General features: G+C 71.1%; 14 protein-coding genes. 6 read left to right on the top strand and 8 right to left on the bottom strand.

Annotated elements, in window-relative coordinates; genetic code table 11:
• Positions 1-43: 43 nt before the first annotated feature.
• A complete protein-coding gene (locus QSK15_RS20890) occupies positions 44-460 on the bottom strand; it encodes a hypothetical protein (RefSeq protein ID WP_285795844.1) in 417 nt (138 codons plus the stop codon).
• Between the two features lie 138 nt (positions 461-598).
• Between QSK15_RS20890 and QSK15_RS20885 the strand changes: the two genes are divergently transcribed.
• The 4 genes from QSK15_RS20885 (at position 599) to QSK15_RS20870 (ending at position 4,537) form a co-directional block, all read left to right on the top strand.
• Positions 599-1,621 carry an NBR1-Ig-like domain-containing protein gene (locus QSK15_RS20885; RefSeq protein ID WP_285795843.1) on the top strand — a complete coding sequence of 341 codons (1,023 nt, stop codon included), beginning with the start codon at positions 599-601 and terminating at the stop codon, positions 1,619-1,621.
• A 340-nt stretch (positions 1,622-1,961) separates the two neighbouring features.
• Positions 1,962-2,690 carry a peptidoglycan-binding domain-containing protein gene (locus QSK15_RS20880; RefSeq protein ID WP_285795842.1) on the top strand — a complete coding sequence of 243 codons (729 nt, stop codon included), beginning with the start codon at positions 1,962-1,964 and terminating at the stop codon, positions 2,688-2,690.
• 32 nt (positions 2,691-2,722) lie between these two features.
• Entirely contained in the window at positions 2,723-3,607 is an 885-nt protein-coding gene (locus QSK15_RS20875) for a peptidase inhibitor family I36 protein (protein ID WP_285795841.1), read from the top strand.
• 6 nt (positions 3,608-3,613) lie between these two features.
• Complete coding sequence (locus QSK15_RS20870) at positions 3,614-4,537, top strand: peptidase inhibitor family I36 protein (RefSeq protein ID WP_285795840.1); 924 nt, start codon at positions 3,614-3,616, stop codon at positions 4,535-4,537.
• 59 nt (positions 4,538-4,596) lie between these two features.
• On the opposite strand, the gene QSK15_RS20865 is transcribed toward QSK15_RS20870, so the two are convergent.
• From QSK15_RS20865 to QSK15_RS20855, 3 genes are read right to left on the bottom strand one after another with little or no spacing between them, the layout of a single operon-like run.
• Positions 4,597-7,464 (bottom strand): FAD-binding and (Fe-S)-binding domain-containing protein, encoded by a 2,868-nt coding sequence (locus QSK15_RS20865; RefSeq protein WP_285795839.1) that lies wholly within the window; start codon positions 7,462-7,464, stop codon positions 4,597-4,599.
• Positions 7,465-7,489: 25 nt separating this feature from the next.
• A complete protein-coding gene (locus QSK15_RS20860) occupies positions 7,490-8,662 on the bottom strand; it encodes an anhydro-N-acetylmuramic acid kinase (protein ID WP_285795838.1) in 1,173 nt (390 codons plus the stop codon).
• A gap of 11 nt (positions 8,663-8,673) precedes the next feature.
• On the bottom strand, positions 8,674-10,233 hold the full coding sequence (locus QSK15_RS20855; RefSeq protein ID WP_285795837.1) for a sodium:solute symporter: 1,560 nt from the start codon (positions 10,231-10,233) through the stop codon (positions 8,674-8,676).
• Positions 10,234-10,494: 261 nt separating this feature from the next.
• Between QSK15_RS20855 and murQ the strand changes: the two genes are divergently transcribed.
• On the top strand, positions 10,495-11,388 hold the full coding sequence (gene murQ, locus QSK15_RS20850) for an N-acetylmuramic acid 6-phosphate etherase (RefSeq protein ID WP_279515889.1): 894 nt from the start codon (positions 10,495-10,497) through the stop codon (positions 11,386-11,388).
• Between the two features lie 104 nt (positions 11,389-11,492).
• Here murQ and QSK15_RS20845 read toward each other — a convergent pair whose 3' ends face one another.
• From QSK15_RS20845 to QSK15_RS20830, 4 genes are all read right to left on the bottom strand, one after another.
• Positions 11,493-11,771 carry a hypothetical protein gene (locus QSK15_RS20845; protein ID WP_285795836.1) on the bottom strand — a complete coding sequence of 93 codons (279 nt, stop codon included), beginning with the start codon at positions 11,769-11,771 and terminating at the stop codon, positions 11,493-11,495.
• Positions 11,772-11,784: 13 nt separating this feature from the next.
• The gene (locus QSK15_RS20840) at positions 11,785-12,546 is read right to left on the bottom strand and encodes a flagellar biosynthesis protein FlhF (RefSeq protein ID WP_285795835.1); all 762 of its coding nucleotides are present in this window, start codon (positions 12,544-12,546) and stop codon (positions 11,785-11,787) included.
• A 219-nt stretch (positions 12,547-12,765) separates the two neighbouring features.
• The gene (locus tag QSK15_RS20835) at positions 12,766-14,004 is read right to left on the bottom strand and encodes an MFS transporter (protein ID WP_285795834.1); all 1,239 of its coding nucleotides are present in this window, start codon (positions 14,002-14,004) and stop codon (positions 12,766-12,768) included.
• Between the two features lie 75 nt (positions 14,005-14,079).
• Positions 14,080-14,757 (bottom strand): DNA alkylation repair protein, encoded by a 678-nt coding sequence (locus tag QSK15_RS20830; RefSeq protein ID WP_285795833.1) that lies wholly within the window; start codon positions 14,755-14,757, stop codon positions 14,080-14,082.
• 182 nt (positions 14,758-14,939) lie between these two features.
• Between QSK15_RS20830 and QSK15_RS20825 the strand changes: the two genes are divergently transcribed.
• On the top strand, positions 14,940-15,653 hold the full coding sequence (locus tag QSK15_RS20825; RefSeq protein ID WP_285795832.1) for an alpha/beta fold hydrolase: 714 nt from the start codon (positions 14,940-14,942) through the stop codon (positions 15,651-15,653).
• The last annotated feature ends 39 nt before the right edge of the window (positions 15,654-15,692 follow it).

Below are 15,692 nucleotides of genomic sequence, written 5' to 3'. Positions count from 1 at the left end.
TGGCCCGGCCAGCACCCCACCGGGGTACGTCGAACCCGTCAGGTCAGCAGCGCACCTCGGTCTCCTTCTGCGCCACGTCCGAGATGCCGCCGAGGGCACGGGTGCACACCGACAGCGTGTTCGCGCCCAGCGACCAGACCTCCGGGCCGCTGGAGCACTGCAGGTCGCGCAGCGTGCTTCCGGTCACGATGGAGGTGCACACCTGGTACGAGCCGTGGCTGGCCCGGTACTGCTGCCACACGTACGTGTAGGCGTAGTTCTTACCGCAGCCCTTGTACTGCTTGACCGACGCCGCGGTCTGACCGCCGACGGTGACGTACGCCGTCGCACCGATCTGCACCGAGCCCGCACAGCGCGGGTTGGTTTCGGCGTGCGCGGGTCCGGCGAACGCCAGCGTCGCGGGCAGAGCCAGACCGGCGGCCGCGAGGATACGTACGCCACGTCGGAAACGGCTTTTCATCGGGTGACCTCCTTCAATGCACCGGGGCGTCGCCCCCCGGTGTCGTCGATGCACCACATTGATGGCGGCCACCGCCCGTTCGGTACCCTCTGACACGCTCTGACAACGCCTGACAACGTCGTCTGACATGGGGGAGTGATGAAGGACCAACGTGCCGCCACGGAGTCGACTCAGGACAGACGGGCCGCCGAGCGGTTCGCCGAACAGCTACGGGCACTGCGGGCCGACGCGGGCGACCCGTCGTTCCGGAAGATGGCCGGGCGCTCGGGCCGGATCTCGCACACCACGCTGCACGAGGCAGCCTCCGGAACCAGGTTCCCCTCCTGGGAGACCGTCCGGGAGTTCGTGCGAGCCTGCGAGGCGGACGAGGTCCAGTGGCGGCGTCGATGGGAGGACGCACAGCTTTCCGGAACGGTCCCCGGCGTCGCGGACGCCGAGGTGGCACCGGTCGGCAGCGCTTCCCCGGCCGGCGTCGACACCCCACCCGCCACTGCCGACAAGCAGCCCGACACCAGGATCGACGCCCCGCGGACCCACCGGCCCGTCGTCTCCGGCGTCCCCGCGACGCCGCCCGGGGATCGGGGCGTGTTGGTCGTCACGGGCTACCCGCAGACCGACGAGGAGGTGGTGGGTGCACGGCGGCACCGACTGCCGTGGCTCGCCGCCGCCTCGGTCGTGCTGGTGGTGGCGATGGTTGCCGTCGTGGGTGTCATCGTCCGCGACAGGTCCCGGGACGACTCCGGTGCCGCGGCGTCGCCCTCACCGTCGGCGTTGCCCTCCGAGTCAGCGTTCTCGGACTCGCTGATCCCCGGCGACTCCAGCAAGTTCATCGCCGACGTGACCATCCCCGACGGCACCCGGGTGCGGGTGAACTCCCAGTTCGTGAAGGTGTGGGCCCTCAAGAACGTGGGGAAGGTCGCCTGGCACAACCGTTTCCTCGCCCGGACCAACCCCACCGCCGACGCCGACGGTTGCCAGGTGCCGGACCGGGTGGCGATCGGTGACACGCCCCCCGACGAGCAGGTGATGATCAGCGTTCAGGTCACCGCGCCGAGCCGCCCCGGGAAGTGCTGGGTGAGTTGGAAGATGGTCGACGAGAACGGGCAGGAGTTCTTCCCCACCCGCCGGCCGGTGTACTTCATGGTCACCGTCATCGCCTGAGCGGGTCCCCGGTCGCCCGTACCGGTGTCAGCGCACGATCAGCCGGTGTCAGCCCCGGTGCCGCCGAAGCTGACAACACCACATCCGTCGAGGTCGATGACCATCTGACGGATCTGACAGGACGGAGGGGGTACCGAACAGCAGGTCGATTCTCGCAAGGTGATGTCCGTTCCGAACGACTCACCAACCGCGAGGAGAATCGACAGTGCGTCGTCAGTGGTTATCCGTCGGGCTCGCCGCGCTCTGTGTGGCCGTCGGGGTCCCGGCCCACGCGTGGGCCGCCACATCCGGCACCACCGCGCAGCGAACCGTCGCCACGGCCGTGCGGCCAGTCGTGGACATGGAAGCCACCGTCCTGGCCGCCCAGATCGACCCCCGCCGCCCCGACGACACCCTGACCCCGGGCGCGAAGAGCTCCGTGCTCGCTGTCGAGCAGGCGTTGCAGGCGCAGGGCCTGCTGAACGCGCAGTGGGTCGACGGCTACTTCGGCACCGTGACCATCTCGGCGTACGCCGCGTACCAACGCTCGCTCGGCTACACCGGCCTGGCCGCGAACGGGCTGCCCGGCACGACGTCGCTGACGAAGCTCGGGCAGAACCGCTACACCGTCGCCAACACGATCGGCCCGGGGGCGAAGGTCCCGCGTGACGGGTACGTCGTCAACGCCCGTACCCAGGCGATGCTGGCCGAGGCGCAGCGGCTGCTCGGCTACCCCCTGGTGCTCGACCAGGGCTCGTACAACCCCGGCGGCGACCCCACCTCGGCCGGTACGCACGACGGCGGGGGTGTGGTGGACATCGCGGTCACCGGCATGACCGCGGCCAGGCGCACCGCCGTGGCCCGGGCCCTGCGCCAGGTCGGCTTCGCCGCCTGGGTCCGCAACCCGGATCAGGGCGAATGGCCGTGGCACATCCACGCCGCCGCGATCAACGACACGGACCTGTCCAGTCAGGCGCAGCACCAGGTCGGTGACTACTACCTGGGCCTGAACGGTCTGGCCAACCAGGGACCGGACGACGGCCCCCAGGTCGCGATCAGGACCTGGGAGCAGTACCAGCGCGGGCAGTGACCCGCACCCCTCACCAATTCGGAAAGGACACCATGAACATCCGGAAGAGCCTTGCGGCCGTCGGCGTCGCGCTGGCCGCGACCACCTCGATCCTCAGCGTCGGATCGCCCGCGTCGGCGGCGGCCCGCGACGGGGTCTGCGACAGCGGCGAGTTCTGCTACTACTACAACAGCGACAACGCGGGGTCGGTCTCGGACTTCACCGGCTCGCTCGCCGACTACGGCACCGAGCAGCCCTCGTGCTACGACTTCAAGGGCGCCGGCGCTGGCAAGGGCCTGTGCATCAAGAACGAGGCCGCCTCGGTCTGGAACCGCAGCAGCAAGACCGTCCGCGTCTACTACAACAGCGGCTACGCCGGCTCCTACCAGGACTTCGCGGCCGGCGCGAAGGGCAACCTCAACGCCACGCTGAAGAACAACAACGCCTCGCACGAGTTCGCACCGTCGACCCGCACGAACCTGTCGTACGCCCTGTACCAGGCCAGCGGCGGCTCGGTCACGTGCGCCTTCGACGGCTACACCACCACGCCAGGCCGGCACGAGGGCATCGACATCGCCCGCAGCAACGGCTCGGACGTGCGCGCCCTGGTCTCCGGAACGGTCATCTACATCGCGCGGGGTGCCACCGGCAGCGGCGGCCTGTCCACCATCTCCGTCTACAACTCCTCGCTCAACAAGTCGGTGATCTACCTGCACACCGCGCCGAGGTCCGGGCTGAGCGTGGGCGACGCCATCAGCAAGGGCCAGGTCATCGCCGACGAGTCGTGGCACGGGGTGTCCTCCAGCTCGAGCGCGCACACCCACGTCGAGGTCCGGGCCGGCCGGCAGACCCACGCGGCCGTCAGTGTCAACGACCCGGTCCTGGACAACGCCGACCCGACCGCGTTCTGGAACTCCCAGGGCTACAACGAGAGGTAGGACGTCGTGAATATCCGCAAGGGCCTCGCGATCGTCGGCGCCGTCCTCGCCATGTCCACCTCCATCCTGAGTGTCGCCTCGCCGGCAGCGGCGGCGGGACGGGACGGAACCTGCGACAGCGGCGAGTTCTGCTACTACTACAACAGCAACCAGGCCGGCTCGGTCTCCGACTTCACCGACTCGCTGGATGATTACGGTACGACCCAGCCGACCTGCTACGACTTCAAGGGCGCGGGCAGCGGCAAGGGCCTGTGCGTGAAGAACAACGCCGCGTCGGTGTGGAACCGGACCGGCAAGACCGTGCGGGTCTACTTCAACAGCAACTTCGCCGGTTCCTACCAGGACTTCGCGTCCGGGGCGAAGGCAAACCTCAACGCCACGCTGAAGAACAACAACGCCTCGCACGAGTTGGTGAGCGGGGCGACGGGCTGTAGCACCGACGGCACCAACACCAAGCTGCCGAGCACGATCCTCGTGTACCGGGTCAGTCTTGGGCGCGTCGATCGGGTCGACTTCAAGACGTACGTCAAGAACGTCCTCCCGAACGAGTGGATCACGAGCTGGCCGGCCGCCTCGCTGGACGCAGGTGCCATGGCCGTGAAGAGCTACGGCTGGTACTGGGCGTTGCACTCGACCCGGAAGACGTCCGGTGGACAGTGCTACGACGTCCGGGACGACACCGGCGACCAGGTCTACCGGCCGTCGTCGGCACAGTCGTCGACGTCCGCCGCTGTGGACCGGACCTGGTCGGCGCGGATGACCCGCAACGGCAACATCCTGCGGGCGCACTACTGCGCGACGACGACCGCGTGCGGTGGCTGGGTGGACGGGGACTGGCTGTCGCAGTACGGCTCGCGTGACCTCGCCAACCAGGGCAAGACCTACCAGGCGATCCTGCGCTACTACTACAGCGACATCGCCCTGTCCTGAGATCACGTATCACACGCGCCGCCCGCCGCAGATCGCGGCGGGCGGCGCGTGTGTGTCGGTTACGCCGGCGGCTCGACGGCCTCGACGAGAACCTCCAGCACGTGCCGGTACGGCTGGCCGGTGGCCCGGCTCATGCCCAGCTCGCAGGTGCGGTTGCAGGAGGCGTACGCGTCGTGGTCGCGCTGGTTGATCTCGGTGGCCTGCGCCGCCGTGGCACCGGCCGTGACCTCGGGGTGCAGCAGCCCTCGGTCACCGGCGAAGGCGCAGCACCCCCAACTGTCCGGCACGGTGACGGTGTCGGCGACCGCCCGGGCGACGGTGCGCAGGTCGTCCATGCCGTCGAGGTGCACGGTGGAGCAGGTGGGGTGCAGGGCCAGCGAGCGCAGTCGCCGGGGCTGCGGCAGCGCCGGCAGGAGGTGCTCGGCGGTGAAGGTCACGCTGTCGACGACGCGCAGCGCGGCGTAGCGGGCCCGGTCCTCCTCGGGCAGCGCGGCGGTCAGCTGCGTCAGCCCGTGTGTGCAGGACGACGCGTCGCAGACGACGGGCAGCCGAGCCTCGTCGCTGGCCGCCCAGAGCGCGGCCAGGGTCCGCTCGGCCATCTCCCGGTGCCCGGCGGGATAGCCCTTGGACTGCCACGGGGTTCCGCAGCACAGGCCCGCCGTTCCGTTCGGTACGACCAGCGGCACTCCGGCCAGCTCGCAGAGGCGCAGGAACGCCGCAGCCGAACCGCCGGACCGGCCGTCCTCGGGTGCGAAGAGGCTGCCGACGCAGGCCGCGAAGAACACTGCCCGGGCGTCCGGCGCGCTGCGGGGCGCGGGTCGGGGCGCACCGGCGCGCGGCATGTCGTCGCTCCACAGCGGCATGAGTTCGCTCCCGCCGAGCCCACGGATCACCCCGGTGGCGGCGCGGGTCAGTGGCGCCGGTACGGCGTGCGCGGCGGTCAGTCCCACCCGGACGCCCGTCACGGCGGCCTGCCAGTGCCGTGCGGCGGTGCGGGCGGTGCGCTGGGCGCGTGGGCTGTGCCGATCGGCGCGCAGCCGCTTCATCGCCGCCCCGGTGTCGATGCCGACCGGGCAGGCGGTGACGCAGAGGCTGTCGGCGGCGCAGCTGTCCACCGCGGCGTACGCGTAGTCGGCGGTGAGTTCCCGGCGGCGTTCCTCGTCGCCGGCGGCGGTGGCGAGGGCGATCTGTCGTTGCAGGACGATGCGCTGCCGGGGGGTGGTGGTGACGTCGGCGGTGGGGCAGACCGGCTCGCAGTAGCCACACTCGACGCAGGCGTCCAGCTCGGGGTCGACGGTCGGCACGGCCTTGAGCTGCCGCAGGTGCACGGTCGGGTCGTCGTTGAGCAGCACACCGGGGTTGAGCAGGCCGCTCGGGTCGCACAACCGTTTCAGCTCGCGCATCACGTCGTACAGCTCGTCGCCGTACTGCCGGCGGACGAAGGGTGCCATGGCCCGGCCGGTGCCGTGCTCGGCCTTGAGGGTGCCCCCTTCGGCCAGCACGAGGTCGACCATGTCGTCGGTGAACCGGGCGTAGCGGTCGATCTCGGCCGCGGTGTCGAAGGACTGGGTGAGCATGAAGTGCAGGTTGCCGTCGCGGGCGTGCCCGAAGATCACCGCGTCCGGGTAGCCGTGCCTGTCGAACAGCCGGATCAGCCCGTCGCAGGTGCCGGTCAGCCGTGGCATCGGCACCGCGATGTCCTCCAGCAGGGCGGTGGTGCCGGGTGGGCGGGCGCCGGCGACGGCGGTGTAGAGGCCCTTGCGCAGGTGCCAGAGCTTGGCCCGTTCGCGCGGGTCGCGGGTCAGCTCGGTGCCCGCGACGGCCGGCAGCCGGTCGAGCACTCCTCGGGCGTCGGCCAGCGTCGCGGCCAGCCGCTCCGCGCTCTCCTCGGTGAACTCGACCAGCAGCGCGGCGTGGCCGGTGACCGTCAGCCCGCGCAGGGCCGGGCTCGCACCCGGGTCGCGCTGGCTGACCCGCAGCGCTGCCGCGTCGAGCAGTTCGGCGGTACGGGCGCCGGCGGCGAGCAGGGCGGGCAGCGCGTCGGTGGCGGCGGTGAGACCGGGCAGGATCAGCAGGCCGGTGGCGGCGTGGTCGTGGATCTCGACGGTACGGAAGACGGCTTCGGCCACGAAGCCGAGCGTGCCCTCACTGCCGATCATCAGGTGGGCGAGCATCTCGACCGGGCTGTCGTGGTCGAGCAGCGAGTTCAGCCCGTACCCCATGGTGTTCTTCATGGCGAACAGCCGCTCGATGGTGGCGCGTGACTGCGGCGTCGAGCGCACCCGGTCGCGCAGCCGCAGCAGCCCGGCGTGCAGCTCGGGCTCGTCGGCCCGCAGCCGGTCGTCGGCGTTGCGGACGCCGGAGTCGACGACGGTGCCGGACGGAAGCACGAAGCGCAGCGATTCCATCGTCCGGTACGCGTTGTCGGTGGTGCCGCAGGTCATCCCGCTGGAGTTGTTGGCCACCATGCCACCGACGGTGCAGGCGGCCTCGCTGGCCGGGTCCGGGCCGAGCCGACGTCGGTAGCGGGCCAGCCGGGCGTTGGCCTGCCGGATCGTCAGGCCGGGTTGCAGCCGGATGCGCCGGCCGTCGTCGAGGACCTCGGCGTGCCGCCAGTCGGTGCGGACGTCGACCAGCACGCCCGCGCCGCCGGCCTGCCCGGCGAGGCTGGTGCCGCCGCCGCGCAGGGTCAACGGCACGCCCGCCTCCCGGGCGCCGGCCATGAGCGCCCCGACCTCGGCCGCCGAGGCGGCGCGGACCACGGCCTGCGGTTCGAACAGGTACGGCGAGGCGTCGTGTGCCGCCGCCAGCCTCCGGGGCAGCTCGGCGCTGGCCCGGTTGGGGTCAGCGAGGCGCGCGCGCAGCATCTCGGCGACCGCACGGGCGCGGACGCCGGCCGAGGTTGGCGCGGGTACGGCGGTGCTCATGGGCGATCCTCCCGGGGAGGGACGGTCAGTCGGCGACGATCTGCAGCCGGTGGGGAGCGGTGCTGACCGGCGCGGGCAGCCGTAGCGGCTGCCGGCCGGGGGTGATGCTGCCGAGGACGGACGGGTGCCGCGCGCCGGTGCCCGAGCGAAGGGTGCCCGGCAGCCCGTGCACGGTCAGGTAGCCCAGCAGCGCGAAGGCCAACGCCTCCTTGGCGTCCGACGCGACACCCAGGTCGTCGCTCGACGACAGGTCGACGCCCGGTAGCTCGTCGGCGATCATGCGCATCAGCGTCGGGTTGCGCGCCCCACCGCCGGAGACGACGAGCCGCGTGACGCCGTGATCGCGGCAGGCGTCGGCCACCGTGACCGCCGTCAGTCGGGTGAGCGTGGCCAACACGTCCTGCGGGTCCGGCGTGGGCGCGTCGGCGAGGGCGGCCAGCAGGTACGGCGCGTGGAACAGCTCCTTGCCGGTGCTCTTCGGGCCGGGCAGCCGGTAGTACGGCTCGTCGAGCAGGCGCCGCAGCAGGGCGGGGTTAACCAGCCCGGCGGCCGCCCCGCGTCCGTCCCGGTCGTAGTGCTCGGTGCCCCCGCTGAAGTGGCGGACGGCGGCGTCGAGGAGCGCGTTGGCCGGGCCGGTGTCGAAGGCGAGCGGGTCGGCGTCCGGGGCGACGACGGTGATGTTGGCGATGCCGCCCAGGTTCAGGGCGGCCGGGACGCCGGGCAGACCACCCAGCAGCAGCGCGTCGAACAGGGCGACCAGGGGGGCGCCCTGGCCGCCGGCGGCGACGTCGCGGCTGCGCAGGTCGGCCACCACCGGAAGACCGGTGGCCTCCGCGATCCAGGCCGGCTGACCCAGCTGGAGGGTGCCGCGCACCGTGCCGTCCTCGACCCAGTGGTGCATGGTCTGTCCGTGCGAGACGAGCAGGTCGGCGTGGCCGTCGCAGAGTTCCGCGAGGGCCCGCACGCCGGCCTCGGCGAACGCCTGGCCGATGCCGGTGTCCAGCACGCAGATCGCCTCGGTGGTGGTCGGGGCGGGCGGCAGGGCGGCGGCGATCCGGGTGCGCAACTGCTCGGGGTACGGGTGGCTGAGCCGGCCCAGCGTTCGCATCCGCAGCGTGTCACCGCTGAGGTCGAGGTCGGCGGCGGCGGCTTCGATGCCGTCGTAGGAGGTTCCGGACATCAGGCCGATCACGCGCATCACGTCCTCCTTCATGCCCGGCCGGCGGGCGCCGCGGCGTCGTCGACCTCGTCGGTGCGTCCATGGTCGTACGGCGTCTCCGGGGCAGGGTGGAACCGGCTCGACACCGCGCCGACGACCAGGGTGATCAGGACGCCGATCGGGACCAGCCACTGCGCGGCGATGGCGGTGGCGGTGGTGGTCCCGGCCGTCGTCACATCGATCTTGACGTAGCGGACGATGTAGGTCATCACCGCCACGGTGACCAGGAAGGCGATCACCGCGTCGACCTGGTTGGCCCGCTTGACCAGGCGGCCGAGCAGGAAGGCCCCGAGCAGTGCCCCGTAGGTGTAGCCGGCGATGGTCAGACCGGTCAGGTAGACGTTTCCGGTGCTGGAGCTGAACGCGCAGGCGAAGATCGCCATCAGCACCGCCCAGACCAGGGTCATCACCCGGGCGAGTCGGAGCATCACGTCGTCCGACGGGACCGTGCGGAAGAAGCTGTGGATGAAGTCGGCGACGGTGGAGTTCGACATCGAGTTCAGCGCCGACGACAGCGAACCCATCGCGGCGCCGAGGATGCCGGCCACCAGCAGACCCGAGATGCCGACCGGCAGGGCGTGCAGGATGAAGCTCGGGTAGAGGTTGTCGCTACTGGCCAGGCCGAGCTCCTTGAAGCTCTGACCCTTGTTGTACGACCACAGCAGCGCCCCGACCAGGGAGAAGGCCGCGAACTGGATCACCACGAAGATGCCCGAGGAGATCATCGCCTGCTGTCCCTCGCGCAGCGTCCGGGTGGACAGGATGCGCTGGACGATCAGCTGGTCCGACCCGTGGCTGGCCATCGCGAAGATCGCGCCACCGATGATCGCGGTCGGCAGGGCGAACGGGCTGGTGAGCACGTGCGCGAGGTCGAAGTTGGTGTCGAAGAGCTGGAACTTGCCGGCGTCGAATGCCTGCGAGTAGCCGTCGAAGCCGACGGCGTGGCTGAGTACCGCGATGGCCAGGATCGCCCCGCCCAGGTACAGCCCCATCTGGATGGCGTCGGTCCAGATGACCGCTTTGATGCCACCGAGGTAGGTGTAGACCACTGTGATGAGCGTGAGCACGATGATGATGGCCTGGTAGCTGACGTTCAGCCCGAACTCGTCGAGGAGCAGCTTGATGGGGATGGCCGAGGCGAACAGCCGTACACCCTCGGCGAGCAGGCGGGTGAAGACGAACGTCACCGACGCCAGACCCTGGAGTTTCAGGCCAAACCGCTCACCGAGGTACTGATACGCGCTGACGAACCCACCCCGCTTGTACAGCGGGATGAGCACCGCGGCCACGACGACCCGACCGATGACGTAGCCCAGCGCCAGCTCGACGTTGCCGAAGCCCTGACCGCTGTAGGCGCCGCCGGGAACACTGATCACGGTCAGGACGCTGGTCTCGGTGGCGACCACGGAGAACGAGACGGTCCACCAGGGCAGTCGGCCCTCGCCGACGAAGTAGTCCTTGGCGGACTTCTGTTTGCCGGACAGGCGCAGTCCGACGAAGGCGATCACCACGAGGTACAGCACGATCACGACGAGGTCGAGTTGACGCACGGCTCGCTCCCAACCAGCAATTGTCAAGAAGTGACGTTCGACCAGGGTAACGCGAAACTTTTTGCCACCGCCCGTCCGGGCTGGTTACGCTGAGGTTTCAGCCTGCTGATACGGGGACTGTTCGCAGCTGCGCCGCGGCCTGGCCGTGGCGGCGGGCCGCGAGGACGCGCTCGACGACGAGCCGTCCCGGGCCGCCGGGCGACCGGAGATCCGCGCCCCGCCGGCCGGCGACTGCACACCAGCGAGAGGAACGAGCACCCCGTGGACCTCAGCACCCTCGGCACCGAGACCCGCAACGACAAGACCAGCGACCTCGACCGGATGTCTCCCACCGAGTTGCTTCTCGCGATGAACGACGAGGACCAGACGGTCGCCGAGGCCGTCCGCCGGGCCGTACCGGACATCGCCGCCGCCGTCGACGTCATCGTGGCGTCGCTCCGCCAGGGCGGACGGCTGATCTACCTCGGCGCGGGCACCAGCGGCCGGATCGGCATGCTCGACGCCGTCGAGATCCCACCCACCTTCGGCACCACGCCCGATCGGGTCGTCGGACTGCTCGCCGGCGGGGCACGCGCCTTCGGTGTCGCCGTCGAGGGCGCCGAGGACGACCCGACCCGCGCCGTCGCCGACCTCGACGCGGTCGGCCTGACCGCCCGCGACACGGTGGTCGGGCTCGCCGCCAGCGGCCGTACCCCGTACGTGGTCGGCGGGTTGGACCACGCCCGCGCGCGCGGCGCGGCGACCGTCTCGGTGGCCTGCAACACCGGCGCGGTGACCAGCCGGCACGCCGACGTCGCCATCGAGGTGCCCACCGGGCCCGAGGTGCTCACCGGCTCCACCCGACTCAAGGCCGGCACCGCCGAGAAGCTGGTCTGCAACATGCTCTCGACCGCCGCGATGGCCCGGCTGGGCAAGGTCTACGGCAATCTGATGGTGGACATGAACGCCACGAACGAGAAGCTCGTCGACCGGGCCCGTCGGATCGTCGCCGAGGCCGCCGACACCGACCTGGACACCGCCGCGCGGGCGCTCGCGGCGGCGCACGGGCACGCCAAGACGGCCATCGTGCTGCTGCTGGCGAACTGCACCGCCGAGGAGGCCGCGGCCCGGCTGCGCGACGCCGACGACGACGTCCGGGCGGCCGTCGCGGCCTGACCCCGCCACGAGGCCGGCCATCGGCGGGGCGAGTTGCCCCGTGACCGACCTGCGACCAGATCGACGAAGCGCCCCGTTCGTTGCGGACGGGGCGCTTCGTGGTGTCAGTGCAGCTGGGTGTCGGGAGCCGGCTGGCCCCCGTCCGCATCGTCTCCGCTGGCCAGCTCGATCCGGGGGGACCGGTCCGGCGGGAGGTGGGCGAAATCGGCGATGACGACGACATCCACTTCCCCGTCGATCATGCTCTGTTCGACGGTCTCCCACGGTGCCCGCACGGTTCCCGCGAACCGGTACGAGTGTCGGCGGAGGTGGTGCAGACACTTCGCGATGGCGGGCTCCGACGGCTCGATGTCGGCGGGGATCCAGATGACGGCGATTTCCATGAGTCTCTCCTGATCAACGTCGTGGACGTGAATGGGTGATCAGGAGCTGCCGGGGTGGGGGAGGGCCGCGCTCCACCGGTCGGCTGGTAGCGCGCAGGTCGACGGCGCTGACGGTGCGCCCGACCCGCAGCAGCGGGGTGGGTGGCGGAGCTTCGGCTGTCGACGTGGGTGGATCGGCGCCGCCGGTGCTGGTGGTGGCCGGTCCCGTGGCGAACGCCACGACGAACGCCGGTGGCCCCGGTGCGGGACGGGCCGGCGGGACGGGCCGCTCACCGGTGACGGTGGCCGCCGTCGCCCGCGCCCGATCCGACGCCCGGCCGTCGGACCTGCCGTGGGCTCCGCCCGGGGACACCCTCGACGGCACCGGCGTCGACGGCGCTGACGCGTCAACGTGAACGGCAGGCGGGGCCGGGGCGGCTGCCGGCGGTGTGGTGCGCGGCGACGAGGGGGTACGGGCCGGACGACGTGGTGCGGTGGTGGCCGGCCTGGTCGACGACGGCCTGGGGGTCGGCACCGGCGTGGTCGACAGTGTCGGCACCGGCACGGCCGACGGCAGGGGCAGCGGTTCTATCGACGGCAGGGGCAGCGGGACGACAGCGGTCGGCACGGGCAGTGGGACATTCAGCTGCACCTCGACGACATCGTCCACCGAAACCGTGACGGCCTGCGGCGAGGTGGCGATCTCCAGCGGCGTGAGACGCGACGGCGACGGGCTGTCGGCGTGGGCGGGGCCGGCGCCCAGGGCCGCCCCGAGCGCCGCCGCCCCGAGCGCCACCGGGGGAAGGCTGTGCCTCAACCGCATCAGCCGGTGGCCGTCGACAGTGACGTCGCCGGCCCGACCCGGCCCGGCTCACCGCTGCGGTGCCGCTGGCCGGGCAGGTGCCCGTGCCACAGGGGCGCTTGATCCATGGGCGGGTTCTTGCCCCGGTGAACAGTTGGCTACACCTTCTGTCGATGTCTGCGGCGAGCACTGTGGACGGAGCGGGGGTGGTCTTCACACCCGGGCTCCGGTGGGGGCCGGCGCGCTGTCGAGTGGCAGGTCACGCAGGCGGCGGATCGGCGTCGACAGGTAGATGATCGGGGACAGCACGGTGAGCGCCCCGAAGATCAGTAGGGTGGTGCGGGCGCCGAGCGGCCCGGCCAGGAGGCCGGCGAGCAGGCCACCGACCGGGATGGCGCCCCAGGAGACGAACTTGACAGTGGCGATCACCCGGGACAGCAGCTCCGGTGGGCTGGCGAGCATCCGGTACGTGCGGGTGGTCACGCTCAGCACCACTGTGGAGCTGGCGAAGATGAGGTTGCCGGCGGCGAAGGCCAGGAATGCGGCGGTGCCGGTGCCCAGCGGGATGATGAGCGCGCCGGCCACGCCGACGAAGGCCGCGATGATCAGGCCACGGGCGGTGCCGAACCGGTTGGTGAAGCGGGTCGTCAGCGCGGCGCCGATGAGTGTGCCGAGACCGTCGGTGGCGATCAGCAGCCCGACCAGGACCGGCGATGCGTGCAGCTCGCGCACCAGGTAGAACGGGAAGAGGGCCAGCATCGCGCCGTTGACGAAGTTCGTCGCGGTGGCGTCCCACATGGCCGGGCCGATGATCGGGTGGCGGAGCACGAAGTGCCAGCCCTCCCGGATCATCGTGACCATCGGTGGCCGCTCGGCTGATCGCTGCACCCGGCGAGCCGGCAGGGTGCGCAGCAACACCGCGGAGAGCAGATAGCTGACGGCGTCCACGAGGAGCGTCGGCACCGCGCCCAGCAGCTGCACCGCGAAGCCGCCCAGGGACGGCCCGCCCAGCGTGGTGGCGGCATGGGTGCCGGAGGTGAGGCTGTTGCGGGCCTGCAACTGTGCGGCCGGCACGATCTCCGGCAGGAACGTCTGATTCGCCACGTCGAACAGCACGTTGGCGAAGCTCACCACCAGGGCGACAGCGATCAGCTGGGCCACGGTCAGCATGTCGAGCCACCAGGCCAGCGGGACCGACGCGATGGCGAGGGCCCGGACCAGGTCCAGGCCGACCTGCATGCCGCGCAGCGGCACGCGCTGCACGATCACCCCGGCCGGCAGGCTGATCAGCAGGTACGCCAGATAGCCCGCCGCGGTGATCAGACCCATCTCGAATGCCGACGCGTGCAGCACGGTCAGCGCGGTCAGGGGCAGTGCCAGCGCGCCGACCGCCGAGCCGAGATGGCTGGTCGTGCCGGCGACCCACCACCGCCAGAAAGTAGTAAGTCCCATAATGGAACTCACTATAGGGACGGGTGACGGACGGCGTCGACCCCGTTCCTGAGGGCTCGGCCGGGAAGGGCCTGTCTATCGCGCGCGGCGGACCATCTCGGTGATCCAGGTCGGCGCGAACGGAGACGTGCAGCCGGGGGAGGTCGGGTAGTCCCTGAGCACCCCCAGGCGTTCGCCGATGTCGATCGCCCGGGTCCGGTGCTCGACGTGCTCGATCCCGATCTGCGCCAGGCAGTGGTTCATCGCCCACTGGAGGCGATCCGGCGCGTCCGCCATCTCGGTCTCGATCACATCGAGCAGTCCCGGGAGGTCGAGACTCTCGGGCCTCTTCGTCACGCATTCGGTGGTCAGCGCCCAGCCGGCGCTCGCCACCACGGGATCCGCGTCGGCGAACCAGGCCAGCCGCAGCTCGTCGGCGTGCCGGTTCTTCTTCACCACGTAGTTCACCAGCCAGTCGTGCACCTTCGGGGTGCGCGCCTCGCGCACCATGACGTCCAACTCGTCCCGCGTGAACGCCTTGGGACGACAGATCAGGGTCGCCAGCAGTCTCGCCGCGGAGTCACCCGTCGCCCAGAGCTGGCGCGCGAGATCGTGCTGCGTCTTCAGCCGCTTCGCGAGTGCCCGAAGCGCGCCGAGGTGCACACCATGATCGTCACCGTGTCTGGCGTTCACCTCGCGTGCCCTCGGGTCCGCCAGCTCGGTCAACTCGGCCATCACCTCGGCCACCGTCGCTGTGCTCGTCGTCGCTGCCACCGCAGCCTCCTGCCCATCGGGGTCGATGCAGCTTACGGCGCTGGCTCGCCGGCCAAAACCGACGCGTCGGCAGGACCGGTGCAAGCCGCCGGGACCGGACGTTTCACATTCGCGTGACGGGTATCCAGGCGTACCAGTGCGACCGGCGGTGAACAGCTTCACGGAGTGAGGGGGCACCAGTCATGCCTGATCCACAGCCCACCATCGTGCTCGTGCACGGCGCGTTCGCCGAGTCGGCGAGTTGGAACGGAGTGCTCGAGCGAATGGGCGCCGCGTACGACTCGGTGGCCGTCGCGAACCCGCTGCGCAGCGTCGCGGGCGACGCCGCGTACGTGCGGGACGTCGTCCGCGGGATCGGTGGACCGGTCGTCCTCGTCGGCCACTCGTACGGCGGCATGGTGATCACGCAGGCCGCGGCCGGCGACACCTCGGTGCGGGCGCTCGTGTACGTCAACGCCTTCGCCCCGGACACCGGAGAGTCGGCATTGGCGCTGTCGGGCAAGTTCCCCGGCAGCACCCTGGCCGACACGCTGGTGCAGTACCCGGTGTCGACAGGTGGCAACGAGGTGGCGATCGCCCAGGACCGGTACCACGCGCAGTTCTGCGCGGACGCGTCGGGCGACACGGCCGCGCTGATGGCCCGGACCCAGCGGCCGATCACCGAGCAGGCCCTGGGGGACCAGCTCACCGGAGACCCTGCCTGGCGGTCGCTGCCCAGCTGGTTCGTGTTCGGGGACCTGGACAAGAACATCCCGGTCGAGGCGCACCGCTTCATGGCCGAGCGGGCCAACCCTCGGGGGCAGCGCGAGGTCGTCGGCGGGTCGCACGCGATGGCGGTGGCCCAACCGAGCGAGGTCGCCGAGTCGATCATCGAGGCGGTTCGGGGGGTGAGCTGACGGTCCGGACGGTCGGCTGACGGTGGGTGGGCCGACGCC

It is taken from the genome of Micromonospora sp. NBRC 107095 (assembly GCF_030269705.1).
Classification (GTDB): domain Bacteria; phylum Actinomycetota; class Actinomycetes; order Mycobacteriales; family Micromonosporaceae; genus Micromonospora; species Micromonospora parva.
The sequence above is the reverse complement of the archived record's forward strand: the minus strand, read 5'-3'. Positions and strand labels throughout refer to the sequence as shown.

Excerpts from the sequence above, each read along its gene's own strand:
- QSK15_RS20890 (WP_285795844.1), bottom strand. The coding sequence starts at position 460 with ATGAAAAGCCGTTTCCGACGTGGCGTACGTATCCTCGCGGCCGCCGGT.
- QSK15_RS20885 (WP_285795843.1), top strand. The coding sequence starts at position 599 with ATGAAGGACCAACGTGCCGCCACGGAGTCGACTCAGGACAGACGGGCC.
- QSK15_RS20835 (WP_285795834.1), bottom strand. The coding sequence starts at position 14,004 with ATGGGACTTACTACTTTCTGGCGGTGGTGGGTCGCCGGCACGACCAGC.
- QSK15_RS20875 (WP_285795841.1), top strand. The coding sequence starts at position 2,723 with ATGAACATCCGGAAGAGCCTTGCGGCCGTCGGCGTCGCGCTGGCCGCG.
- QSK15_RS20825 (WP_285795832.1), top strand. The coding sequence starts at position 14,940 with ATGCCTGATCCACAGCCCACCATCGTGCTCGTGCACGGCGCGTTCGCC.
- QSK15_RS20865 (WP_285795839.1), bottom strand. The coding sequence starts at position 7,464 with ATGAGCACCGCCGTACCCGCGCCAACCTCGGCCGGCGTCCGCGCCCGT.
- QSK15_RS20845 (WP_285795836.1), bottom strand. The coding sequence starts at position 11,771 with ATGGAAATCGCCGTCATCTGGATCCCCGCCGACATCGAGCCGTCGGAG.
- QSK15_RS20880 (WP_285795842.1), top strand. The coding sequence starts at position 1,962 with ATGGAAGCCACCGTCCTGGCCGCCCAGATCGACCCCCGCCGCCCCGAC.
- QSK15_RS20860 (WP_285795838.1), bottom strand. The coding sequence starts at position 8,662 with ATGCGCGTGATCGGCCTGATGTCCGGAACCTCCTACGACGGCATCGAA.